At 45.7% G+C, this 24,241-nt stretch carries 22 protein-coding genes; 15 read left to right on the top strand and 7 right to left on the bottom strand.

What is annotated here, in order from left to right:
- The first annotated feature begins 185 nt into the window (after positions 1-185).
- From pssA to trhO, 7 genes are all read left to right on the top strand, one after another.
- Complete coding sequence (gene pssA / locus V6D42_RS18240; protein WP_010332863.1) at positions 186-725, top strand: CDP-diacylglycerol--serine O-phosphatidyltransferase; 540 nt, start codon at positions 186-188, stop codon at positions 723-725.
- Entirely contained in the window at positions 716-1,204 is a 489-nt protein-coding gene (locus V6D42_RS18235) for a DedA family protein (RefSeq protein WP_010332864.1), read from the top strand. The genes pssA and V6D42_RS18235 overlap by 10 nt, the downstream gene beginning before the upstream one ends.
- A complete protein-coding gene (locus V6D42_RS18230) occupies positions 1,197-1,988 on the top strand; it encodes a phosphatidylserine decarboxylase (RefSeq protein WP_326231959.1) in 792 nt (263 codons plus the stop codon). The genes V6D42_RS18235 and V6D42_RS18230 overlap by 8 nt, the downstream gene beginning before the upstream one ends.
- A gap of 57 nt (positions 1,989-2,045) precedes the next feature.
- Positions 2,046-2,321, top strand: a complete 276-nt coding sequence (locus V6D42_RS18225) for a hypothetical protein (protein ID WP_326231960.1) — start codon at positions 2,046-2,048, stop codon at positions 2,319-2,321.
- A 105-nt stretch (positions 2,322-2,426) separates the two neighbouring features.
- Positions 2,427-3,767, top strand: coding sequence for an erythromycin esterase family protein (locus tag V6D42_RS18220; RefSeq protein ID WP_333514174.1), 1,341 nt, complete (start codon positions 2,427-2,429; stop codon positions 3,765-3,767).
- Between the two features lie 113 nt (positions 3,768-3,880).
- A complete protein-coding gene (locus V6D42_RS18215) occupies positions 3,881-4,762 on the top strand; it encodes an AraC family transcriptional regulator (RefSeq protein WP_333514173.1) in 882 nt (293 codons plus the stop codon).
- A gap of 215 nt (positions 4,763-4,977) precedes the next feature.
- A complete protein-coding gene (gene trhO / locus V6D42_RS18210) occupies positions 4,978-5,946 on the top strand; it encodes an oxygen-dependent tRNA uridine(34) hydroxylase TrhO (RefSeq protein WP_010332869.1) in 969 nt (322 codons plus the stop codon).
- Between the two features lie 38 nt (positions 5,947-5,984).
- Here the strand turns inward: trhO and gltP are convergent, their stop codons facing one another.
- The 3 genes from gltP to nagB all read right to left on the bottom strand — a co-directional run bounded on the left by gltP (position 5,985) and on the right by nagB (position 10,035).
- Positions 5,985-7,229, bottom strand: coding sequence for a glutamate-aspartate/proton symporter GltP (gene gltP / locus V6D42_RS18205; RefSeq protein ID WP_101860214.1), 1,245 nt, complete (start codon positions 7,227-7,229; stop codon positions 5,985-5,987).
- A 139-nt stretch (positions 7,230-7,368) separates the two neighbouring features.
- On the bottom strand, positions 7,369-9,264 hold the full coding sequence (gene ptsG, locus V6D42_RS18200; RefSeq protein ID WP_333514172.1) for a glucose-specific PTS transporter subunit IIBC: 1,896 nt from the start codon (positions 9,262-9,264) through the stop codon (positions 7,369-7,371).
- A 12-nt stretch (positions 9,265-9,276) separates the two neighbouring features.
- Positions 9,277-10,035, bottom strand: coding sequence for a glucosamine-6-phosphate deaminase (gene nagB, locus V6D42_RS18195; RefSeq protein ID WP_333514171.1), 759 nt, complete (start codon positions 10,033-10,035; stop codon positions 9,277-9,279).
- Positions 10,036-10,252: 217 nt separating this feature from the next.
- Here nagB and gamR point away from each other — a divergent pair, with 217 nt between their 5' ends.
- The 3 genes from gamR to V6D42_RS18180 all read left to right on the top strand — a co-directional run bounded on the left by gamR (position 10,253) and on the right by V6D42_RS18180 (position 12,599).
- The gene (gene gamR / locus V6D42_RS18190; RefSeq protein ID WP_010332873.1) at positions 10,253-10,960 is read left to right on the top strand and encodes a transcriptional regulator GamR; all 708 of its coding nucleotides are present in this window, start codon (positions 10,253-10,255) and stop codon (positions 10,958-10,960) included.
- Between the two features lie 60 nt (positions 10,961-11,020).
- Positions 11,021-11,296: a DUF1648 domain-containing protein gene (locus tag V6D42_RS18185; protein WP_326330779.1), complete on the top strand. Its 276-nt coding sequence runs from the start codon at positions 11,021-11,023 to the stop codon at positions 11,294-11,296.
- 235 nt (positions 11,297-11,531) lie between these two features.
- Positions 11,532-12,599 carry a branched-chain amino acid aminotransferase gene (locus V6D42_RS18180; RefSeq protein WP_168746842.1) on the top strand — a complete coding sequence of 356 codons (1,068 nt, stop codon included), beginning with the start codon at positions 11,532-11,534 and terminating at the stop codon, positions 12,597-12,599.
- Positions 12,600-12,634: 35 nt separating this feature from the next.
- On the opposite strand, the gene mmuP is transcribed toward V6D42_RS18180, so the two are convergent.
- The 4 genes from mmuP to V6D42_RS18160 all read right to left on the bottom strand — a co-directional run bounded on the left by mmuP (position 12,635) and on the right by V6D42_RS18160 (position 17,689).
- A complete protein-coding gene (mmuP, locus tag V6D42_RS18175) occupies positions 12,635-14,047 on the bottom strand; it encodes an S-methylmethionine permease (protein WP_268444165.1) in 1,413 nt (470 codons plus the stop codon).
- Positions 14,048-14,169: 122 nt separating this feature from the next.
- On the bottom strand, positions 14,170-15,117 hold the full coding sequence (gene mmuM / locus V6D42_RS18170) for a homocysteine S-methyltransferase (protein WP_333514170.1): 948 nt from the start codon (positions 15,115-15,117) through the stop codon (positions 14,170-14,172).
- 130 nt (positions 15,118-15,247) lie between these two features.
- Positions 15,248-16,684 carry an alanine/glycine:cation symporter family protein gene (locus tag V6D42_RS18165; protein ID WP_333514169.1) on the bottom strand — a complete coding sequence of 479 codons (1,437 nt, stop codon included), beginning with the start codon at positions 16,682-16,684 and terminating at the stop codon, positions 15,248-15,250.
- 21 nt (positions 16,685-16,705) lie between these two features.
- On the bottom strand, positions 16,706-17,689 hold the full coding sequence (locus tag V6D42_RS18160) for a glutaminase (RefSeq protein WP_333514168.1): 984 nt from the start codon (positions 17,687-17,689) through the stop codon (positions 16,706-16,708).
- A 301-nt stretch (positions 17,690-17,990) separates the two neighbouring features.
- Between V6D42_RS18160 and V6D42_RS18155 the strand changes: the two genes are divergently transcribed.
- The 5 genes from V6D42_RS18155 to gudP all read left to right on the top strand — a co-directional run bounded on the left by V6D42_RS18155 (position 17,991) and on the right by gudP (position 24,236).
- Positions 17,991-19,223 carry a sensor histidine kinase gene (locus tag V6D42_RS18155; RefSeq protein ID WP_333514224.1) on the top strand — a complete coding sequence of 411 codons (1,233 nt, stop codon included), beginning with the start codon at positions 17,991-17,993 and terminating at the stop codon, positions 19,221-19,223.
- A 9-nt stretch (positions 19,224-19,232) separates the two neighbouring features.
- The gene (locus tag V6D42_RS18150) at positions 19,233-20,177 is read left to right on the top strand and encodes a DNA-binding domain-containing protein (RefSeq protein WP_333514167.1); all 945 of its coding nucleotides are present in this window, start codon (positions 19,233-19,235) and stop codon (positions 20,175-20,177) included.
- Between the two features lie 182 nt (positions 20,178-20,359).
- A complete protein-coding gene (kdgD, locus tag V6D42_RS18145; protein WP_333514166.1) occupies positions 20,360-21,286 on the top strand; it encodes a 5-dehydro-4-deoxyglucarate dehydratase in 927 nt (308 codons plus the stop codon).
- A gap of 31 nt (positions 21,287-21,317) precedes the next feature.
- Entirely contained in the window at positions 21,318-22,784 is a 1,467-nt protein-coding gene (gene gucD, locus V6D42_RS18140) for an alpha-ketoglutaric semialdehyde dehydrogenase GucD (RefSeq protein WP_333514165.1), read from the top strand.
- A gap of 84 nt (positions 22,785-22,868) precedes the next feature.
- On the top strand, positions 22,869-24,236 hold the full coding sequence (gene gudP, locus V6D42_RS18135) for a glucarate transporter GudP (protein WP_333514164.1): 1,368 nt from the start codon (positions 22,869-22,871) through the stop codon (positions 24,234-24,236).
- The last annotated feature ends 5 nt before the right edge of the window (positions 24,237-24,241 follow it).

The raw sequence follows: 24,241 nt of genomic DNA, 5'->3' as shown, positions 1-24,241 counted from the left end.
TGAAAAGACTGGCATTCATTGTTCAAAAGGTAACAAATGTTGTATAATAATAGAATTTGAGTGCTGCTTTTTTTCTGGCAGTCTATGTTATCATGTTTAATAGAGAGATTTTTCCTGTAACGCTGATTCGATATACAACGTCGTGTTGATATAAGGTTTTTTTCAATTGGAGGTTTGGTTACACTGTGAATTATATACCCAGTATGATTACGATAGGAAACTTTATTTGCGGGCTTTTGGCGGTTCATTCTTTAATATTTCACAACATCCATTCAGCAGTGATTTTCATTTTTACCGGCATGTTTCTCGATTTCTTCGATGGAATGGCTGCTCGTAAGCTGAATGCTGTATCTGATATGGGGAAAGAACTGGATTCATTTGCGGATCTGGTTACATTTGGTGTGGCGCCATCCATGCTCGCCTACAGTGTCGCTTTATATGCTCTGCCCTTTATCGGGATACTATGCGCGCTGGCTTACAGTATTTGCGGAATGCTTCGGCTCTCTAAATTTAATGTTGAACAAAGCAAGCTTCCAACGTTTATCGGAATGCCGATTCCATTTGCGGCAATGTGTCTCGTCATTTTATGCTTTGTGAATAACCCGATCCTGCTGGCGCTCGGCACATGCGGACTGTCTTATCTCATGGTGAGCAAAGTGAAATTTCCTCATTTTAAAAAACACGCAGCAGAAGCAGAAAATCTGGAGTCCGAAAGATGGAATTAGTGCAGCAGCTGATAGCGGATTATGGTTATCTCGCTATTTTTTTGATGCTTGTTCTTGGGATTATAGGATTGCCGATACCCGACGAAGTCATGATGACAATCGTCGGTTATTTTACGCATATTGATGTGCTGAATTATGAGCTTGCCATTTTTATCAGCTTTGTTGGAGCCCTGTTAGGCATGATGATCAGCTACATAATCGGCAGAAAGGCCGGGCGTCCGTTTATCGATAAGTATGGCAAATGGGTCGGTTTGAAGGAAAAAAGAATGCTGAAAGTAGAAAAATGGATGAAAAAATACGGACCGTATTCTCTTATATTAGGTTATTTTATTCCAGGCGTCCGGCATGTGACGTGTTACTTTTCGGGAATCGGCAAAATGGAGCTGAAAACGTATATTGCATATGCAGCGATCGGCGCCTTTTTGTGGTGCTTTGTTTTTATTACAATCGGAAGGGTGATAGGGATTATTCATGTTTAATACGGCTGTAAAGATTCTGTACCGATCATTGATAGAACTGACGAATCATCGATTATCATCCTGCCTGATCAAAGGATTTTGTGAATCGAAAATCAGTAAGCCGGTCATTCCGCTCTTCTCTAAACACTTTCAGATTAACTGGAATGATGTAGACGGAACGGCCGCTGATTACGGTTCGCTTTCCGAATTGTTTATTCGGAATATCAATTTGGAGCGGCGCCCTGTTTCAAATGAGGCGCATGCTGTGGTCAGCCCCGTTGACGGTGTCGTTCAGACGATAGGGACAATCAATCATAATCAAACCTTTACGGTAAAGGGAAAAGACTATTCATTCGCTGAATTGACCGGCTGTAAAAGCGCTGATCATCAATACAACGGTGGATATTTCGTTGTGCTGTATTTAAGCCCGCGGCATTACCACCGCTTTCATTCGCCGATCAGCTGCACATATCAAAAGCTGGCAGAACTCGGAAACCGTTCATACCCGGTGAATCAGTTTGGGTTAAAATACGGAAAAGATGTACTGTCGAAAAATTACCGAGTTGTTTATGGGTTGAATAGCGGCAAGCGAAACGTGCTGATGATTCCTGTCGGCGCGATGAATATTAACTCAATCGTGCAGACCAGCACAAGTGATCAATTGAAGATCGGCGAGGAGCTGGGGTACTTTTCATTTGGTTCAACCGTCATTTTGATCTTTGAAAAAGACGCGTTTCAGCCTTCCGCTGATTTAACAGAAGGCCAAGAAGTCCAAGTCGGACAATTGATAGGTTATGGAGAGTAAAGAAGAGGAGCTCGCAAATGGAAGCGGCGCCTCTTTTTTTGAAGAAAGGTGAGAGTGATGGAAAAACAAATTGTCAGCTGGATCACACATTATCAGCAAACCGGAGATGGAGCGGCTCTTCACAAGGTGCAGGAAGCGTGCTGGCCGATTGTTGAAATAGTTCTGCAAGAGGCGGCAAGTGATGCAGAGCAAGTGAACGATTTGCGCCACAAAGGATTGGAGCGGTTTCCATTCATCATCAGCAAATACCAATCGGATGTGCAGCTTCCGGTTGAGACGTTTTTGAGAAATACATACCGGTTTTATTTTCATCAGGCGATGAAAGGCTCTTAAAAAACGGCTTCTATCAGTAGAAGCTTTTTTTTATAATGAAAAGGAAACTTTTTCAATATCTATCTCGTAACTACTAGGGAACCTAACAGAAAAGGGGAGATAGATTTGAAACGTAAGTTAATAAAAATAACCTTGCCGCTGCTGATCGTCTGTCTGGCGCTCTCTTCTTTTGCGGCGCCCGCCCGTGCTGCTTCTGAAGAAAAACATTGGGATCGCTGGATTAAACGGAATGCCCATCCACTGGATTCTTCCGATGCTTCAAACAAAGATCTTCGATTTCTGAAGAAAGTGCTGAAAGGAAAACGAATTGTTCAGTTAGGAGAAACCACACATGGCTCAGGTGAGATGAACGCAACAAAGGTCCGTATGATCAAATACCTCCACGAAGAACTGGGATATGATGTACTGGCCTTTGAGTCTGGCTTTCCCGAAGCAAATGCATCCTACCTTCACATGGATCAATTAACCCCGAAGAGCATAATGAAAAATTCCATTTACCCCGTATGGCACACAGAAGATGTGATTGAACTGTTTGATTATATGAAAGAGCAAAAAGCGAAAGGCGATCCGCTTATTCTCACTGGATTTGATATTCAAAGCCTCAAGAATTCATTCGACGGTGCTGCGAATCAATGGGTAAAGGCGGTGGACCCTGAAAAAGCCAAGCTGCTTTCCCAATCAGAACATGATTTTTTCAGCTTAGTGTCAAACAGCAAAACGCTGGAAGAATTTACGCAAAAGAAGGAAGCGCTTGTGAAAAACTACCGGGAGCTGATCAAGTTCGGTGAAACACATGCTTCAACGCTAAAAGCGCACCTTCCGAAAGAGCCGAAAGCTTATGAAATCTTTGTGCATTCCCTTCAGCTGAGAATTGACGTAATGGAAACATACATGCTGGAAGAAATGAAAGAAAAGCTATTGGAGTATCCGGAGAATGTGGAGGATTTTTCATTCTTTATGAGAGACCGCATGATGGCTGAACAATTTCAGTGGGTTGCGGAAACGCTTTATCCAAAAGAGAAGATCATTGTCTGGGGTCACAATTACCATCTTCGCAAACAGAATACCAAAATGATAAAGGACTGGGTACAGCTAAACGGACCTAACATGGGTGATTATTTGCCTGAGCGGCTGAAAAAACAGACCTATACCATTGGAATCTATGCGTACTCTGGAGCCAGTCTGGATAGCTCCGATAATAAGACCGTTAATCCAGTAACAAGTCCGCCGCCGGCTGGAAGTCTCGAAGACTTGCTGAAAGCTGCGAACCATCCATCGGTCTTTGTTGATTTTCTTCATACCAAAAAAAGCAAAGGAACTTCATGGATGTATACGCCGCGTACAGCACTGTATTGGGGTTTCATGGAGGAGCAAATGATATTGAAGGAACAATATGACGGTGTGATTTGGCTGGAGCATATAACGCCTTCTGTTATTATAAAGTGAGGAAAGAAGATCCCCTGTGTAAACACACAGGGGATTTTTAATATCGCAAACATAATCAAAACATGTAAGGCGGGATCTATTATTCTGAAACAGAAAGGAGATTAAATTGTCCCATGTATTATGAAAAAGCTGTTCAGCAAACCATTGATTGGCTTGAATCCCATTTGCATGAGCCGATATCTGGCAAGGATATTGTAAACGTTTCAGGCTTTTCTAAATTTCATTTTCATCGGATTTTTCAAAAAGAAGTTGGCATGTCGGTTGTTTCTTATATTCGTTTAAGACGTCTTGCGAATGCAGCAGCTGCTTTGCTTTATACAGATGTTCGCATTATCGACATTGCCTTGCATTATCAGTTTGAATCTCAAGAGGCGTTTACCCGGGCCTTTAAAAAAATGTATCACATGCCGCCGGGAGCATACCGAACATTTATGAAACGTTTTACTGCAAAGAAGGAGGAATCTTGGATGGAGAAAAAAATGAAGGGTTGGGTATTAAGCGGCAGTCATCCATTTCAATTTGAAATGGGGGTTGATCGGGAAAATGTGCATCAGGGCAAGGCGTCGGGGTATTTAAAGTCAACAATGGTGCAGGAGGTCGGGGAATTTGCGACAATGATGCAGCAATTTAAGGCGGACCGTTATCTCGGGAAAAGATTGCGTTTATCATGTTTTATCAAAACAAAAGGCGTAAAGCATTTCGCGTCGCTTTGGATGCGGGTTGACAGTGCGGCTGAAGATGTTCTTCAATTTGATAATATGAGCAACAGACCAATAACAGGAACAACCAATTGGAATCATTACGCTGTTGTTTTAGATGTTCCTGAAAATAGTGCTGTCATTTCATTCGGCGTTCAGCTATCGGGACCTGGCCACGTGTGGCTGGATCATGTTGTTTTTGAAGAGGTAGACGAGAGCGTTCCTTCAACAAATCTTGAAATGCCGGGAGAGCTTTTAGATGAGCCTGTTAATTTATCGTTTGAGGAAGAATTATAATTGTAGTTATCTGAAAAATACATGTTATTTTTTATTAGTAAATGAATGGAAAATACTATAGTTTTTCCGCGAACCCACTCGCTGCCTGGGTTTGTAAGAGTTTGGATATTTTTATCAGTCTGGGCGGATGTGTTCATCTTTGAGATGTTTTCCTGTATGATATAGTAAGAGTGTGCATAACAACTAACTATATCATTGAACAGGGTGTTTATATCATGGAAAAACAATACAGAGTATTACTTTACTATAAATATGTTCCGATTGAAGAGCCGGAGGTGTTTAGAGAGCAGCATCTGGCTTTTTGTAAGGAGCTTGGTTTGTTAGGCCGTATTCTTGTGTCAGCTGAAGGGATTAACGGTACGGTATCAGGTACGTTTGAGCAGACTGAACAATATATGCAAGCGATGAAAGCTGATCCACGATTTGCGGATATGGTGTTCAAGATTGATGAAGAAGAAAATCATGCGTTCAAGAAAATGTTCGTCCGTCATAAAAAAGAGCTTGTGACGCTTCGCCTTGAGGATGATGTGGACCCGAATGAAACAACAGGAAAGCATTTGAAGCCTAAAGAATTCTTTGAAAAGATGCAGGATCCTGATACAGTCGTCCTCGATGCGCGTAATGATTATGAGTATGATCTCGGCCATTTTAGAGGAGCTGTCCGTCCTGATATCGAGGCGTTCCGTGAATTGCCAGAGTGGATCGAAGAAAATAAAGAGATGCTGGAAGGCAAAAAGATTTTGACATACTGCACGGGAGGCGTGCGCTGTGAAAAATTCTCAGGCTGGCTGATGAAGCAAGGCTTTGAAGATGTATCACAGCTTGACGGCGGAATCGTCACATACGGAAAAGATCCTGAGGTGCAAGGAAAGCTTTGGGACGGCCAATGCTACGTATTCGATGAAAGAATCAGCGTGCCGGTTAACCGTGTCGAGCATGTCATTGTCGGAAAAGACTACTTTACGGGTGAACCGTGTGAACGGTATGTCAACTGTGCAAATCCATCATGCAATAAGAAAATCATATGTACACCGGAAAATGAGTACAAATATATGCGCAGCTGCAGCCACGAATGCCGCACGAACCCAAGAAACTTATATGCACAAGAACACAATATGACGGCGGAAGAAGTTAGCGCCAGACTTGCAGCGATTGAAAAAGAAGAGCACGCTGCTGCTGAATAATATGGAAAGAACACCTCTCATGCAGAGAGGTGTTCTTTTTACATGCTTTCTGTTTGTCCGTTTGCGGCGGCCCATTCTTTTTGGCGGAAGGCCTTTTCCCATTTAGAAACCACGATGCAGGCGACCGCGTGTCCCGGCACATTCACACCTGTTCGGGCCATATCCATGATGCGGTCCACGCCTGCAATAATCGCGACGCCTTCAGCAGGCAGCCCCACAGCATTTGCAGTCGCCAAAAGAACGACAAGGGAGCCCGACGGAACAGCGGCGATGCCTTTGCTGGTCATGACAAGCACAAGCATCATGAGAAGCTGCTGTGACAGCGTCATGTCTACATTGAAGGCCTGTGCCAAGAAAATACAGGAAACCGATAAGTATAGGCTTGATCCGTCACAATTCAGCGATAAGCCGGAGGGAACGACAAATGATACCACCCGTTTCGGACAGCCGTATTTCTCCATTCGATCCATAAGCTGAGGAAGAATGGTTTCGGTGCTGGTTGTGGAAAACGCAATCAGAAACAGATCCCATATCATTTTCAGCACTTCAAAATACTTAAAGTGAAAAATGAGACCAACAAGCGGAAAGAGGACAAAGAGGATCAGAAACAGACCAAGAAAAACAGTACCGACTAATTTAAACATGGGGAGGAGGAGTTCGATGCCATATTGGCCTACAGAGGCGGCCATCAAGGCAAGCACGCCGATAGGAGCGGTCACCATGACAATTTGCGTCAGTTTAAACATAATCTGAGCGACTGATTCAAAAAAATTCATCACTGGTTCAGAGGCTTTGCCGATACCAGCGGCGGCAACACCGAATAAAATCGCAAAGAAAATGACAGCGAGTAAATCATTTCTGGCCATGACATCAATAATGTTTGTCGGGATAATATCGAGGATCATTTGTTTGATATCCACGACTTTCTCTGTATAGCCGGAAAGCTCATGAATATCTTTTTTCGCTAAGTGAGAAAGGTCCAGCCCGACGCCTGGCTTTAAGACATTTGCCAATAAAAGTCCCAGGCCCAGCACCAAAGTGGTGATCACTTCAAACCAGATTATGGTCTTTACGCCGAGGCTGCCCATCTTTTTCATACTTCCGCTTCCAGCAGCTCCGATGACAATGGTAGAAAATACAATCGGCACGACAATCATTTTAATCAGGCGGATAAACCCGTCACCGACAGGCCTGAGCGCCATTCCGAAATCAGGAAAAAAGTGGCCGATCACAGCGCCGATAGCCAATGCGATTAAAATTTGAAACGCGATAAATTTTTTCAAATGAATCCCCCTTTAGAATGATATGATGAGGCTTATTCATACCATTCGTGAATCAAATGCAAACCCCTTTTTTAAAAATTTATTTTGGTAGCGCTTTCATTATGTTGGCTAAAAAGTCCCCCGCATCAGGGGGACTTTTTTACTTTATGTTCATACGGTTCATCTCTTCCTCAGATACATTGGTGAAAATAATAGGCGTTATGGCGGAAGCGGCATGCTGCTTAATGTCATTCAAATCAAAGGTTAAAAGCAGTTCGCCTTGTTTGACGGTTTGGCCGCTCGTGACATGAGCTTCAAAGCCTTTACCGTTCAGCTTCACCGTATCAATGCCGACATGAATCAATATTTCCGTGCCGCCAGCGCTTGTGAAGCCAATGGCGTGCTTTGTCGGAAATATCGATACAATTTCGCCGTCAGCGGGGGCAACGACTTTTCCTTCTGTGGGATCAATCGCAAAACCCTCACCCATCATTTTTTCTGAAAACACTGGGTCAGGCACGTCGGATAGGGAGAGTATTTCTCCCTGTACCGGATAGATAAAAGACTCTTCGGCAGGAGGCTCCTGCTGGGTCTGGGCTTCAGCATCAAGCGCCGCGGCGGTAGCCGGGACGCCTCCAGCCATAATCGTTTTGATATCGTCTTTTAAAGCATCTGACTTTGTGCCGAAAATCGCTTGGAAGTTGTTGTTCACTTCTAGCACACCTACCGCCCCAAGCTGTTTTAGTTCGTCCTTGTTCACTTGGCTTGGCTGATGAACGGTGACACGCAGCCTTGTAATACATGCGTCGAGGTTGGCGATATTTTGCTGGCCGCCCAGCGCCTGCAATACGTGGAAGGCGAGCTGGTCTTTTGAAACAGGAGATTTGGCTTCACTTTGATCACCTTCATCTGCTTCACGGCCGGGTGTTTTCAGGTTCCATTTCAAAATCGCATAACGGAACAAATAGTAATAAATGAAGGCGAAAACGATCCCGACAGGAATGACGACCCAGCCATTTGTCGAAAGCCCGTAATTCAGCACATAGTCAATTCCTCCGCCCGAGAAGGTGTAGCCGTGACGGACATGGAGTAGATCACATACGACAAAGATGACACCGGCAAGAATAGAGTTTATTAAATAAAGCACAGGCGCGACGAACAAGAAAGCAAATTCAACTGGCTCTGTAATTCCAGTGAGCATAGACGTAAGCGCTGCTGAAATCATGACGCCGGAAATCATTTTCTTTTTTTCGGGCCGCGCGGTATGGATGATGGCAAGCGCGATTGCCGGCAGACAGAAAATCATGTAAGGGAAATCGCCCATCATAAAACGTCCCGCAGTCGGGTCTCCCGCGAAGAACCTTGTCAGATCGCCGGTTACGGTATTGCCTGTCGATGGATCAGTGTATTCGCCCATCATAAAATAGAAAGGTGTATAAAAAATATGATGCAGTCCAAAAGGAATCAGTAAGCGATAGATTGTTGCATAAAAGAACAGGCCGACCGTTGAATCGGCAATTAAGCTGCTGGCGGCGTTTATTCCGTTCTGAATTAGCGGCCAAACAAATGAGAAAATAACGCCGATGACCAATGAGCTGACCGAAGTAATAATCGGGACAAACCGTTTTCCTGAGAAAAATCCAAGGACGGGTTGCAGCTCTATTGATGAAAAACGCTTGTACAAATATGCGGCAAGCAGCCCGATGATAATGCCGCCGAATACCCCCATATCAATCAGATGCTCGGCCCCTTCATAAGGAGGCTGAAGGCCGAGTAATTTTCCCATGTTATCCAGGGTGACGGTTAAAATCAAGTATCCGATGACAGCGGCAAGTCCGGCCACTCCTTCGCCGCCAGCTAAACCAATCGCGACACCCACGGCGAAAATCAGCGGCAGGTTATCGAATACAACGCCGCCCGCATCCTTTATAATAGGAATGTTCAGTAAATCCTTGTCACCGAAACGGAGCAGCAGACCGGCTGCCGGCAGGACGGCAACCGGAGTCATCAAAGCGCGGCCAAGCTGTTGCAGAATTTGAAATGCCTTTTTAAACATAACAGTCTCCTTCTATTTGTTTGATAAGTATGATAAGTTCTTCAGTTTTTGAGCTGCTTTTGGATCGGCAATAACGGTAACGTGATTGTGTTGTTGAAGAATCGAGGCTGGTACCTCCGGTGTCACAGGGCCTTCAGCCATTTTTTGGATCGCGTCCGCTTTTTCCTCGCCATTTGCTAATAACACAATGTGTTTACTGAATTCCATGATCGTTTTGATGCCCATTGAAACGGCAAGCCTCGGCACAAGGACAGGATCGCCACTGAAAAATCTGGCATTTGCCTGTATCGTGCTTTCAGACAGCCTGACGATTCGTGTCCGGTCCTCAAAATCAGAGCCGGGTTCATTAAAACCAATATGCCCATTCGAGCCGATGCCAAGGATTTGCACATCAATGCCTCCCGCCTGGCGGATAAGCTCCTCATACACTTTGCACTCAGCCTCAAGCTGCGGGTTGTCTCCTTGCGGGATATGAATATGGTCAGGCTGAACATTGATATGCTGAAAAAGATGCTCGTGCATAAATTTGTTATAACTTTGTGGATGAGATGGAGAGAGGCCTGCGTATTCATCCAAATTAAATGTTATAACCTTTGAAAAATCAATTTCGCCTGCCTGATAGTCTGAAATCAGTTGCTTGTACAAGCCGACCGGCGTGCTTCCTGTTGCCAGGCCGAGAACGGCATCTTTCTTAGCCTGCACACATTCCTTAATAATGACAGCGCTTAACTTACAGAGATCTTCATAATGATCAGCAACGATGATCTTCATCTGACACCCCCTCAATGGAATAGACAAGCATCATATTTGTTATGATCAATTTATGATATTTGTCATTACGAATTTAGCACCGTTATCATAAAATTGTCAACGTTATTTTCTGAAAATTTGTTACGAAAGAGAATACAAATCTTTCAAAATAGGAAAGCAGATGGTATTATGGTTTCATTCAAAAAGATCGGTTTACATACAGAATGGGGAGGATGAAATGGCAGCTTTATATTCTGTTATCAAATTTAAAATTATTGAATTAATCAAGTCGGGCAAATATCAGGCGAATGATCAGCTGCCGACAGAGAGTGAGTTTTGCGAGCAATATGATGTCAGCAGAACAACTGTAAGACTTGCTTTGCAGCAGCTTGAGCTTGAAGGATATATTCAGAGAATCCAGGGAAAAGGAACTTTTGTATCGGCAGCTAAAATCCAAACGCCGATTCCGCATAAGATTACGAGTTTTGCAGAACAAATGAGGGGGCTGCGTTCTGAGTCAAAAGTGCTTGAACTTGTGGTGATCCCTGCTGACCATTCCATAGCCGAGCTGTTGAAAATGAAAGAGAATGAGCCTGTCAACAAGCTTGTCAGAGTCAGATACGCCGAGGGTGAACCTTTGCAATACCATACCTCATATATACCTTGGAAAGCGGCACCGGGATTGGTGCAGGAAGAGTGCACTGGATCTCTGTTTGAATTATTAAGAACAAAATACAATATCGAAATCAGCAGGGGTACGGAATCGATAGAACCGATTTTAACGGATGAAACGATCAGCGGACACCTGTTAACCAATGTTGGAGCGCCTGCGTTTTTATCGGAATCCCTCACCTATGATAAAAATGAAGAAGTAGTAGAATATGCTCAAATTATTACAAGAGGCGATCGAACGAAATTCACCGTAGAACAGTCATATCAATCGTAAAGCAATGGGAGATAAAGAACGTTTTATTGTTTTAGGAATGTGATGAGGAGGAATGGTTCTATGTTTCTATTGATGAATGAAAAAGTGGTGTGGGGGTCTGTCATTGCGGCTGTCATACTCTCTATGGTCTTTTATCCATTTCTTCCGGCAGATATGCCGATTCATTATGATGTAACGAACAGCCCGGATTCGACGGTCAATAAGCTGGCTGGAACAGCTATCTTGCCGGCCTTGATGATTGTTTTTGCATTGGCGCGGAAGGTCAACTGGCAGTTAGGGATCGCGGTTTATATTCTGCTGATTTGTCATGCTGTCATTTTGTTTTTAGCAGTTTAACCAAAACAGCCGGAAAAATCTCTGGCTGTTTTTTCTTTAACTTCACCTTCATCTTACACGAAATGTAGTGTATAATAGCCGAAGACGATAGAGAATATTCTGACATTTATAATTGAGCCCTCTTATATCATATGAGAACGGAAAACCGCCTGTAAAAAAAGAATGGCATTACCGATCTGCAGCTCAAAATTGACAGAAAATTTAAACAAATTAATCTGGAAAGGTGTGCTTATCAGTGAACAAGCTTATTGAACGAGAGAAAATCACATCAAAGAAGGAAAAACCAGACCCATCATCCTTAGGGTTCGGCAAATATTTTACAGATTATATGTTTGTGATGGATTATGAGGAGGAAAAGGGCTGGCATCATCCTAGACTTACTCCTTATGCACCGATTATGCTCGATCCATCTTCTTCTGTTTTTCATTACGGCCAGGCTGTCTTTGAAGGCTTGAAGGCATACAGAACTGAAGATGGCAGGGTGCTGCTGTTCAGGCCGGAGCAAAATATCAAAAGGCTGAACAGATCATGTCAGCGAATGAGTATGCCTCCTCTAGACGAAGAGCTGGTGCTGGAGGCACTGACGCAATTGGTCGAGCTGGAAAAAGAGTGGGTCCCGAGGGAAAAGGGAACGTCGCTGTATATTCGTCCGTTTGTGATTGCCACTGAACCGAGTCTCGGTGTAAAGGCATCAAAAAACTATACATTTATGATCGTGCTTTCGCCTGTCGGCTCTTACTATGGCGATCAGCTGCAGCCGATTAACATCTATGTGGAAGATGAGTTTGTGCGGGCAGTCAATGGCGGAGTCGGAAATGCCAAAACGTCAGGAAATTACGCGGCGAGTCTTCAGGCACAGCAGAAGGCGAATGAATTAGGCTATGATCAGGTGCTGTGGCTGGATGCCATTGAAAAGAAATACGCGGAAGAGGTAGGGAGCATGAATATCTTTTTCGTCATAAATGGAGAAGTTGTGACTCCTGCATTAAGCGGAAGCATTTTGAGCGGGATTACACGAGCTTCTGCTATTGAGCTGATCCGAAGCTGGGGCATCCCGGTCCGGGAAGAAAAGATATCTATCGATGATATTTATGCAGCATCCGCACGAGGGGAATTGACAGAGGTATTCGGCACAGGGACGGCTGCAGTTGTTACGCCTGTCGGCGAACTCAATATTCATGGAAGAACGGTAATTGTGAACGACAGGCAAATAGGAGAAATCTCAAAAAAGCTGTATCAAACGATAACTGACATTCAGCTTGGAAAAGTGAAAGATCCGTTTCATTGGACAGTGGAAGTATGAGGATAGAAAAAGAACCTGCCTTGGGGCAGGTTCTTTTATTTTGAATGGGTCATATCGGCGGCCGGACGGCTTTTGCGGTTTTTCGTATAATACACCGCATAGCAGATAGCCATAAATGGCACACCGCAATATAACGCGATTCTTTGATTCGGATCAAAGGCAATGCCAATTACGGATGCCAGACATAAAAGAAATGCGGCAATCGGCACAAATGGGTACCAAGGCGTTCGGTATTTCAAATCTGTGACCTTGTTTCCCGCTTCCAGATAACGTTTTCTGAACATGAATTGAGAAGCGGCGATGCCCATCCAAACGACAACGACGGCAAAGCCGGAAATCGACACGAGGATAACGTACACCGTGTCTGGCGCAAATACGCTGGACAGTAATGACAGGATGCCGCCGATCATGCTGAACACCAGCGCGTTTAACGGAATCCCCTTTGATGTCAGCTTTGCAAATGTTGGGTGAAGCGTCTGTTCTTTTGACAGTGACCAAAGCATACGGGACGATGCGTAAAGTCCGGAATTAGCGGCTGACAGGATGGCTGTCAGAATAACAAAGTTCATGATGTCAGCTGCGTACGGTACACCGACTCTGTCAAAGACTGCAACGAATGGGCTTTTGATGACGCCCGCCTCTTGAATCGGAATCAGCCCTGAGAGTACAAAAATGGTTCCGATAAAAAAGAGTGAGAGACGCCAGACCGTTGTTTTAATCGCTTTTGGTATGGTTTTGTCGGGATCGACGCTTTCTCCCGCGGCAATTCCGATCAGCTCCGTTCCTGAGAAGGCAAAGTTGACAGACAGCATGGTCATGAAAATGGGGACAAATCCATTCGGAAAGAGCCCGCCTTCCGCTGTGAAGTTTGAGAGCATCGGAGCGGCGCCCCCGTCTTTGATCGGGATGATGCCGAACATAGCGGCGCCGCCTAAAAGAATAAATAATACGATGGCTAATACTTTAATGCTGGAAAACCAAAACTCTGATTCAGCGAAAAACTTGACCGAAAATGCGTTCAGCAGGAAAATCAACAAAGCAAAAACGGCGCTCCACATCCAAACAGACGTATCGGGGAACCAGCGCTGCATTAACAGGCCTGCCGCTGTGAATTCAGATCCCAATGCAACGGCCCATGTGAGCCAGTACAGCCAAGCGACCGTAAAACCTGTGCCCGGTCCTATGTATGTTGCTGCATAGGTATGAAACGCGCCTGTCACTGGCATGGCTACAGACAATTCGCCAAGGCACAGCATGACCAAATAGACAATTCCCGCGCCGACTAAGTACGCAAGTATGGTTCCGGCAGGGCCTGCCTGCTGAATGGTATAGCCTGAGCTTAAGAACAGACCGGTTCCAATGACGCCTCCTAATGAAAGCATAAAGAGGTGTCTGCTTTTCATACTTCTCTGAAAGCTTGTCTCATTCTTGTTGTGAGCGGGTTTCATCTTTTTCCAACTTTCTATACGGCGATTTGATGGCTTCCTAATAAAAAATCTCATGTCAGCGGGGGACACGAGATTCCGGCAAGCCGGCTTTTAAGTTAGAATATACAAACAATTCCGATAAGTCAAGTAGTTTTTAAAGTCCGGACCCAGCCGGCGATTTCTTTAATATCCTCCGGTTTTGTCCGGCAGCAGCCGCCGATCAGCTTTGCTCCGTTTTTAAACCAGATGCGCGCGCTTTGTCCGTAAGGCTCGCCGCATGCTGCGCCGTTCCACGTTTTGGTGTCCGGATCATACTGTTCGCCTGAATTCGGATAGACGATAATCGGTTTAGATGTGTTCTTCTTTAGCTCAGCTATTAATGAAGAGATATGCTGAAGCGGAGTGCAGTTGATCCCGACCGCCGCCGCTTGGCTGTGCTGATCAAGCCATGACGCGCAGTCAGCGGCAGGGGTTCCGTCGCTGATATGCAGACCGTCTTTTGCGCTGAAGCTGAACCACGCATATGTGTCAGGAAATTCCTTCAGTAGGCGGACAATTGCTTTTGCCTCAGTGAGACATGGAATCGTTTCACATGCCAAAACATCCGCACCGGCGTCAATCAGGGCTTTCATGCGGGGGCGGTGAAATTCAGCCAGCTCGTCCTCAGAGATTCCGTAGTTTCCGCGATACTCGGAGCCATCCGCAAGATAGGCGCCATACGGGCCGACAGAGGCCGCAACGATCGGTTTTGGCCGATTCAAACGGTTTTCTTTCTGTGCCCAAAATTCATCACGGGCTTCGGCAGCGATGCTGACGGACTTCTGGATAAGCCGGCGGGCTTCCGCTTCGCTGAGCCCGCGTGCGGCAAAGCCTTCAAACGTAGACTGATAGCTGGCGGTGATCGCACAGTCGGCACCTGCAGCGAAGTAATCGGCATGAACTTGTTTGATCAGCTCAGGCTGCTCCATCAGGATTTTTGCCGACCAGAGACTGTCATTCAAGTCGCAGCCTTTACGTTCAAGCTCAGTTGCCATCGCGCCGTCTAACACGATAAGCGGGTATGTATCTAATAGATGCTGAATTGGATTCATAGGCTGTTCTAATCCTTCTTTCTGATTTTTTGAAAAGATATGAAAATGGTAAAGGACGTCTTAACGTTTGTCAATCAACCGAAAGATAAAGGTGTTCAGATTCCATTGATCTGAACACCTTCTGCATGCATTATGATATTTGTTTGTTATGAGGACCAGCAGGAGTTTCTGAAAGCTCCCAGCATTCAATCCGCTCATGATCTTTTATGACATCTTTATAAAAAACAGGGTCTTTGCCCGCTTTTTTCTGCCGGGTATAGTCCTGGAGAGCCGCAAAAACCACCTTCGACAATAAGAAAATGGCGATTAAGTTGACGACGACCATCAAGCCCATAAACAAATCGGCCAAATCCCATACAAGCTGCACCTTGGCCACACAGCCAAACACGATCATTGCAAGCACGCCGATGCGATAGACGAAGATCAGTTTTTTGCTTTTGTTCAAAAAGCCGATATTGGTTTCGCCGTAATAATAGTTGCCGATCAAGGCACAGAATCCGAATAAGAGGATCAGGATGGCGAGAAAGCCTGATGCCCATGGCCCAATATGGGAGCTGAGAGAGGCTTGAGTTAAGGCGATTCCGCTCAGTCCCGGGGTATGATAGGCGTCTGAAAACAGGATGATAAAGGCCGTGCTTGTACAAATGACCAGCGTATCAGTAAGCACACCAAATGCCTGGATCAGCCCTTGTTTTACAGGATGGCTTGTCGTCGCGGTGGCAGCGGCATTCGGTGCGCTTCCCATTCCCGCTTCGTTTGAAAAAATCCCCCGTCTGACACCCTGCATTAAGGCCGCTCCCAAAGCGCCGCCTGCCGCCTGGTCGAATCCAAACGCGTTTTTGACAATTAGCGCAAAAACGGCAGGAAGCTGGGTGATGTTTGTGAGAATCACGAAAAAAGCGACTCCGATATACAGGACAGCCAAAACAACAACAATATATTCAGCCAGTTTTGCGATGCGTTTGACTCCGCCAAAGATAATCGTTCCAAACACAGCGATTAAAATGAGTCCAAGTGTCAAGCGGTTTGTGCCGAACGCGTTTTCAAACGCGAGACTGACCGTATTTGATTGAACCGAGTTAAAGACGATACCGAACGACAGCGTGATTAAAACGGCGAACAAGGCGCCCATCCATCTTTTGTTCAGTCCTTTTTCCATATAATAAGCAGGACCGCCGCGGAAGCCGTTTGCATCTTTCACCTTATAAATTTGAGCCAGTGTACTTTCGACAAAGCTTGACGCTGACCCGATAATGGCAATAATCCACATCCAGAAAATCGCACCGGGCCCGCCCAGCGCAATCGCAATGGCAATACCCGTAATGTTTCCGGTGCCGACACGGGCTGCCATGCTGATACAAAACGCTTGAAACGGAGAGATGCTGTTTTTCGAGCGGGATGCAGCGCCTTCCTTTAACACCCTGACCATTTCCTTCAGCATGCGAACCTGTAAAAATTTAAGCTTGAACGTAAAATAGATTCCCAGAGAAAGAAGCAATACAATTAATAGCTTTGACCACAAAAAATCATTTGCGAAACCTACGATATGTTCCAGGAATTGCTGCATACAATCACCTCGTTTTTTATTTTAAAAAATGCTGAGTTCCCACTCCTGTGCGATGTGCTTCAGCAGCATGCCGCCAGTCAGGCTGTTGCCGTATTCATCAATGGCAGGCCCGTAAATGCCGATGCCGCATCCGTTTTGGAAAGGCTGCTCTCTTCTGGCGCTTGGGGGAACCAACGCCATGATGCCGCCAGAGACACCGCTTTTGGCCGGCACCCCGACAAATGCCGCATATTTGCCGGAGGCGTTATACATGCCGCATGTCAGCATTAAAGCCTTGGCGAGCTTTGCCACATCCTTTGGAATCACCTGCTGGCGGTGAATCGGGTGATAACCGTCATGAGCAAGGATCAGGCCGATCAATGCAATGTCTTCTGTCGTGCCTTCCATGGCACATTGCTTCAGGTACACCTCAAGCGTTTCTTCTACATCGGCTTCTAAAAAGTTTGTCTCTTTTAAATAGTAGGCCAGTGCCCTGTTGCGGTGGGCGGTTTCCCATTCAGACCGGAAAACTTCCTCATGTATTCTGGGCCGTTTCCCTATTAATGTTTCAATGACAGAGTACAGATACTCCAGCCTATCGCGGGCTGTCTCTCCCGGAAGAAGCGAGGCGATTGTAATGGCGCCCGCGTTAATCATGGGGTTAAACGGTTTTCCGGGCTTGTGCATTTCGAGACGGATGATTGAATTAAAGGCGTCACCTGTCGGCTCGACATCGACGCGGTCAAGCACATAGGGAATACCGCGGCTCATACACGCAGCGATAAAGCTGATGACTTTTGAAATGCTTTGCAGGGTAAAAGGGACGTTCCAATCGCCGGCATGTATCATTGCTCCATTAGGCTCCAATATACAAATGCCGAGATGTGAGTCATTGACATTTCCTAACGCGGGGATATAATTTGCGCTTTGTCCATTGGCGGAAAAGGGGCGGTAATGTTCTACCCATTCATACAGCTGCGACGCCAGATTCTTTTCTTCCGGGCGTTCTTTTATCAGTTCTTTCATCAAATTCCTCCTATCTGTTTTAGCTATTTGGGACTGAGGCGGAGTATAATCGAAGACAGACGAGGCGTTAAACGCTTTCATGAGTGCGGTAAGGTATCATAACTGTATAATAGAGACTACAGAATCATACAAAATACGACAAAAAATGTTCGAAAATAAGCCGTTGGTTTTATAAAAAGCTTACATACTGGGTCGAAAGAAATTTGCAGGTTTTTTGTCCTTTCCTCAAAATAAAAATGAGGATGTGATCATAATTAAACTGGAACGTTTTTTTGAGAAAGACGCATATATACTGGCGCTCATGCTGATTACTGTGCCGCTTGCAGGTGAACTGAAATTTTATCCCCTCAATGAAGAGTTCCGAATCAGCTTCGGCGCGCCGGCTTTTTTCTTTTTCTTAGTGCTGCTGCGGCATGTGTCAGCTGTATTGCCGGGGTTTTTGACTGGAACATCGGTTTTCGTATTTCGTGTCTTATTGGAATTTTGGGACGGAAGACACGCTGGACTGATTCCAATCCTGTATGATCAAGCGTCAGGCTTTTTCTTTTACATGACGTTTGCATGTCTGTTTTATGTGTTGCGGGCGAACCGCTATCGTGATCGGCCGGTTATGCTCGGTTTTTACGGATTTATGATTGAAATTGCTTCCGATAGCGTCGAGCTGGTCGTTCAGTTTCTTATTTTTCATACAGTGGTGACGCCTGAAAAAATAACGGATATCGCGGTCGTTGCGATTTCTCATACATTTATTGTGATCAGCTTTTTTAACGTGCTGAAGCTGTATGAAACGCAGTCCAGAGAAAAGCAGACAAGGCGGCAAAATGAGCACATGCTGATGATCGTGTCGAATTTATATGAAGAAACAGTGCATTTAAAAAAGACGCTGAAAACGACAGAGCATGTGACAAACGAATCCTATCAGCTCTACCGGGAAGTGAAGGGCAAGGACGATCAGCTCGGCGGCAGGATCTTAAGGCTGGCAGGGGAAATTCATGAAGTGAAAAAGGACAACCAGAGGATATTCGCCGGGCTTTCGAAACTGATTTCCAATGAAAGTTTTAAAGATTATATGAATGCATCGGACCTTTTCCGGCTTGTCATTCGCATGAATGAAAAGTACGCTGAATCATTAGGCAAACAGATCAATTTTCACTGCGCAATAGAGGGTGAGCACGACGATTATCATGTATTTATCGTTCTTTCTGTCATTAATAATTTGACGGCGAACGCAGTTGAGGCAATGGGGGATGAGGGGTCGGTCAGCCTAAGGCTCCGTAAGACAGATGAGAGTATGATAGAATTCCAGGTGGAAGACAATGGTCCCGGCATCTCGGAGACATTAGGGGATATTGTGTTTGATCCGGGCTTTACCTCAACGTATGACGAGTTTGGCACGCCTTCAACCGGAATTGGGCTTTCCTACGTCAAGGAAATCGTGACAGAGCTTGAAGGAAACATCAAGTTTCACAACCAGCAGCAAGGAGTGGTCTTTACCATCAGGCTGCCTGCCAGGCATTTGATTCAGAAAGGATGAACGGATAATATGCGTTTTTTTATCGCTGATGATGACCGTGCGGTGCGGTCAATTTTAAGGCAGATCATAGAGGATGAGGATCTTGGAGAGGCTGCGGGTGAAGCGGAAGACGGAAGCCAAGTGGAAGGGCATATATTGCAATTTAAGCAGATTGATATTTTGTTAATCGATTTATTAATGCCCGGGCGGGATGGAATTGAGACCATACGCCGAATCAAGGACTCTTATTCCGGGAAAATCGTGATGATCTCGCAGGTGGAAGCTAAAGAAATGGTCGGAGAAGCGTATTCTCTCGGCATTGAATATTTTATTCATAAACCGATTAACCGTATTGAAATTGTAACTGTTCTACAAAAGGTGAAGGAACGGATCCAGCTTGAAAACTCAATCGGAGATATCCAAAACTCTTTAAGCCGGCTGGTCAACCGAACCGAACGGAAAGCACGGTCTCAGTATAAAAATGACAACAGCTTAAAAGAAGCGGGAACATTCTTGCTATCCGAGCTCGGCATGATGGGTGAAGGCGGCGCTCATGATATGATGGCGGTCCTTCAGTATTTAGCTGAGCATGAACAATCTGAGCCTTACGAAAAAAATATCCCTTCTTTAAAACAAATTTTCACACAAGTAGCGGAACGAAAGCTTGGAGCTGCGGCATCACAAACGGAAATCAATCGTGAAATGAAAGCCTCGGAACAGCGAATCCGCAGAGCCATCATTCATTCGCTGGACCATTTTGCCTCATTGGGCACAACTGATTTTTCGAACCCTAAATTCGAAACCTACGCATCAAAGTTCTTTGATTTTCCGGTCGTCAGCCAGAAAATGAAAGAAATTCAATCCAAAGAGGCAAAACCCCTCGCACCTGCCAGAGTGAATATGAAAAAATTTATCCACGTATTTTTTTTAGAAGCGAAGATTTTGAACGAAACGATGAAAGAAAGAAGTATGTGAAAAAACAGCCGGCTAGCAGCGGCTGTTTTTTTATGCGGAATGACTTTTTTATGAAAAGTCAGAAAATAAAATTATTGACTTATTGTTTATTTGTCTTACAATAAAACAAAAGGATATACAGCCGCATAAATTTAAAGCGTTTTCAAATGAGCTGTTTACACAAATGACAGGAGGTTTTGTACATGAGCCGTATAAGAAAAGCACCTGAAGGGATTTTAGGTTTTCCGGTTGCGCCTTATAATACACAAGGAAAGCTGGAAGAAGAAGCTCTGTTTCAAAATATCGAGTTTTTGCTGGAAGAAGGCTTGGAAGCGATTTTTATCGCCTGCGGGTCAGGGGAGTTTCAGTCCCTTAGCCAGAAAGAATACGAAAACATGGTCGAAGTCGCGGTTTCGGCTGCGGGAGGAAAGGTCCCGGTCTATACGGGAGTGGGCGGCAATCTCAGCACCGCGCTTGATTGGGCGCGTATATCGGAGAAAAAAGGCGCTGACGGCTATTTGATCCTTCCTCCGTATTTGGTGTATGGCGAACAGGAGGGGCTGTATCAGTACGCCAAAACGATTATTGAAAGCACTGACTTGAATGCCATTCTGTATCAGCGCGACAATGCCGTATTTTCTCTTGAACAGATCAAGCGGCTGACGGAGCTTGAACAGCTTGTTGGTGTGAAAGACGGAGTGGGGAACATGGATTTGAATATCAACCTCGCCTATACAATCGGTGACCGCTTGGGATGGCTTAACGGAATGCCGATGGCTGAAGTGACGATGCCGTCCTACCTGCCAATCGGTTTCCACTCTTATTCTTCAGCCATTTCGAATTATATTCCGCATATTTCCCGGATGTTCTATGAAGCTTTGAAAAACGGAAACAACGATGCAGTGAAGGAACTCTATCAGCATGTCATTCTGCCGATCAACGATATTCGGAAGCAGCGGAAAGGGTACGCGGTATCCTTGATCAAAGCCGGCATGGAGATTATGGGGATGAATGTGAGAAATACAGCCAGACCGCCTGTCGGGCCGGTTGAAAAAGAACATTATCAGCAATTAGAAGCCATTTTAAAGCAAGCGGCGGATCGTTTCCCGAAGAAGGCCGCGACGGTTTGACGAACATAAAAACCTGAAAGGGGCAATGGGCATGACTGTAATCACGGAAAAAAACACATATCTCAATTTTATTAATGGAGAATGGGTCAAATCTCAATCAGGCGATATGATCAAGTCGGAAAATCCTGCCGATGTGAACGACATCGTCGGCTATGTGCAGAGTTCAACGGCTGACGATGTGGACCGGGCCGTCACCGCCGCTCATGCGGCAAAAACGGGATGGAGAAAGCTGACGGGTGCAGAACGGGGCCAATTGCTGTACAAAACTGCCGATATTATGGAACAGCGCTTAGAGGACATCGCCGCATGTGCGACGCGTGAAATGGGAAAAACCCTGCCGGAAGCAAAAGGAGAAACCGCTCGCGGCATTGCGATTCTTCGCTATTACGCCGGCGAGGGCATGCGCAAAACAGGCGATGTCATCCCGTCTACTGACAAAGACGCACTGATGTTTACAACCCGTGTCCCGCTCGGTGTCGTCGGTGTGATTTCGCCGTGGAACTTCCCGGTCGCGATCCCGATTTGGAAAATGGCGCCGGCATTGGTGTACGGCAATACTGTTGTCATCAAACCCGCAACAGAAACTGCCGTTACATGTACGAAGATCATCGCTTGTTTTGAAGAAGCGGGGTTTCCGGCGGGAGTCATCAATTTGGTGACTGGCCAAGGGTCAGTTGTCGGCCAAGGCATTGCCGAACATGACGGGGTCAATGCCATTACGTTCACGGGTTCGAATCAGGTTGGGAAAATCATTGGCCAAGCCGCTTTAGCGAGAGGCGCCAAATATCAGCTTGAAATGGGCGGGAAAAATCCAGTGATCGTAGCGGATGATGCTGATCTTGAAGCGGCAGCGGAAGCCGTGGTGACAGGCGCTTTTCGTTCAACGGGCCAGAAGTGCACCGCAACGAGCCGTGTCATTGTCCAAAGTGGAATTTACGACCGCTTTAAAGAAAAATTGCTGCATCGCACAAAGGAGATTACGATTGGAGACAGCTTGAACGAAAACGTCTGGATGGGACCGATCGCCAGCAAAAATCAGCTTGATAACTGCCTATCGTATATTGAAAAAGGCAAACAAGAAGGCGCTTCCCTTTTGATCGGAGGAGAAAAGCTGGAGGATGGAAAGTATCAAAACGGTTATTATGTGCAGCCTGCCATTTTTGACAACGTGACATCTGACATGGCGATTGCCCAGGAGGAAATTTTCGGGCCGGTCATCGCTCTGTTAAAGGTGGACACGATGGAGGAGGCTTTAGACCTCGCCAATGATGTAAAGTTCGGATTAAGTGCATCTATTTTTACGCAAAACATCGGCCGTATGCTTTCATTCGTTGATGAGATTGAAGCCGGGCTTGTTCGGGTCAATGCAGAAAGCGCAGGGGTTGAGCTTCAGGCGCCATTTGGCGGCATGAAGCAATCAAGCTCTCACTCCCGCGAACAGGGTGAGGCTGCGAAGGACTTTTTCACGGCGATCAAAACCGTATTTGTGAAGCAATAAAGGTGCTGGAAAGAGGCGTTCGTCTCTTTCCGAGCCTTATTCAGCCAGCATGTGATTCTCTACTTTGGCAAAGGAGAAGATATTATGAAAAAAGACCATGCGAATATTTCGCCGGCGGGCAAAAAAACCTCTGTACGCTGGTTCATCGTGTTTATGCTGTTTCTTGTGACATCTATTAACTACGCAGATCGTGCGACACTTTCGATTACGGGAGATTCCGTCCAGCATGACCTTGGACTGGACTCGGTCGCTATGGGGTATGTGTTTTCTGCTTTCGGCTGGGCTTATGTCATCGGGCAGCTTCCCGGAGGCTGGCTGCTGGATCGGTTTGGCTCAAAGACGGTTATTGCGCTAAGCATCTTTTTCTGGTCATTTTTCACGCTGCTGCAAGGGGCGATTGGCTTTTTTACTGCTGGCACAGCGATTATCCTGCTGTTTGCGCTGCGCTTTTTAGTCGGGCTATCTGAGGCGCCTTCATTTCCCGGAAACGGCAGAGTGGTTGCTTCCTGGTTCCCAAGCTCCGAACGCGGTACAGCTTCAGCCTTTTTTAATTCAGCTCAATACTTCGCAATCGTCATTTTTTCTCCTTTAATGGGCTGGCTCACCCACTCTTTCGGCTGGCATTCCGTCTTCGTAGTGATGGGGGCCGCGGGAATTCTTCTGGCTTTTATCTGGTTAAAAATGGTATATGAACCGAAAAAACATCCGAAGGTTAACAAAGCCGAGCTTGCGTACATTGAAGAAGGCGGCGGGCTGATCTCGATGGATGACAGTCAAAGCAACCAGGAAAAAGAATCAAAATGGCCGTATATCAAACAGTTATTGACCAACCGCATGCTGATTGGCGTATACATCGCACAATACTGCATTACAACTCTCACCTATTTTTTTCTCACATGGTTTCCGGTATATTTGGTTCAGGCCCGCGGAATGTCCATTCTTGAAGCGGGGTTTGTGGCTTCTCTCCCGGCGCTGTGCGGATTTGCGGGCGGCGTGCTTGGAGGCATCGTGTCTGATTTTTTACTGAAAAAAGGCCGTTCTCTCACCTTTGCGAGAAAAGCGCCGATCATTGTCGGCATGCTGCTGTCTTGCAGCATGATTATCTGCAACTATACAGATTCAGCGTGGCTCGTCGTTGTGATCATGTCACTCGCGTTCTTCGGAAAAGGCTTTGGCGCATTGGGCTGGGCTGTCGTGTCGGACACGTCACCAAAAGAGTGTGCGGGATTAAGCGGAGGTTTGTTCAACACATTCGGAAACATCGCCTCGATTACGACGCCGATTATTATCGGCTACATCGTGAATGCCACAGGGTCTTTTAATGGCGCCCTCGTCTTTGTTGGCGCTAATGCGATTGCAGCAGTCCTCAGCTATTTGCTGCTGGTCGGGCCGATCAAACGGGTCGTATTAAAGAAACAAGAGCAAGACCCCGATCAATCGTTGCCTGTCTAATATTT

Source organism: Bacillus sp. 0909A (assembly GCF_036765115.1).
GTDB classification, from domain to species: domain Bacteria; phylum Bacillota; class Bacilli; order Bacillales; family Bacillaceae; genus Bacillus; species Bacillus mojavensis.
The sequence above is the reverse complement of the archived record's forward strand: the minus strand, read 5'-3'. Positions and strand labels throughout refer to the sequence as shown.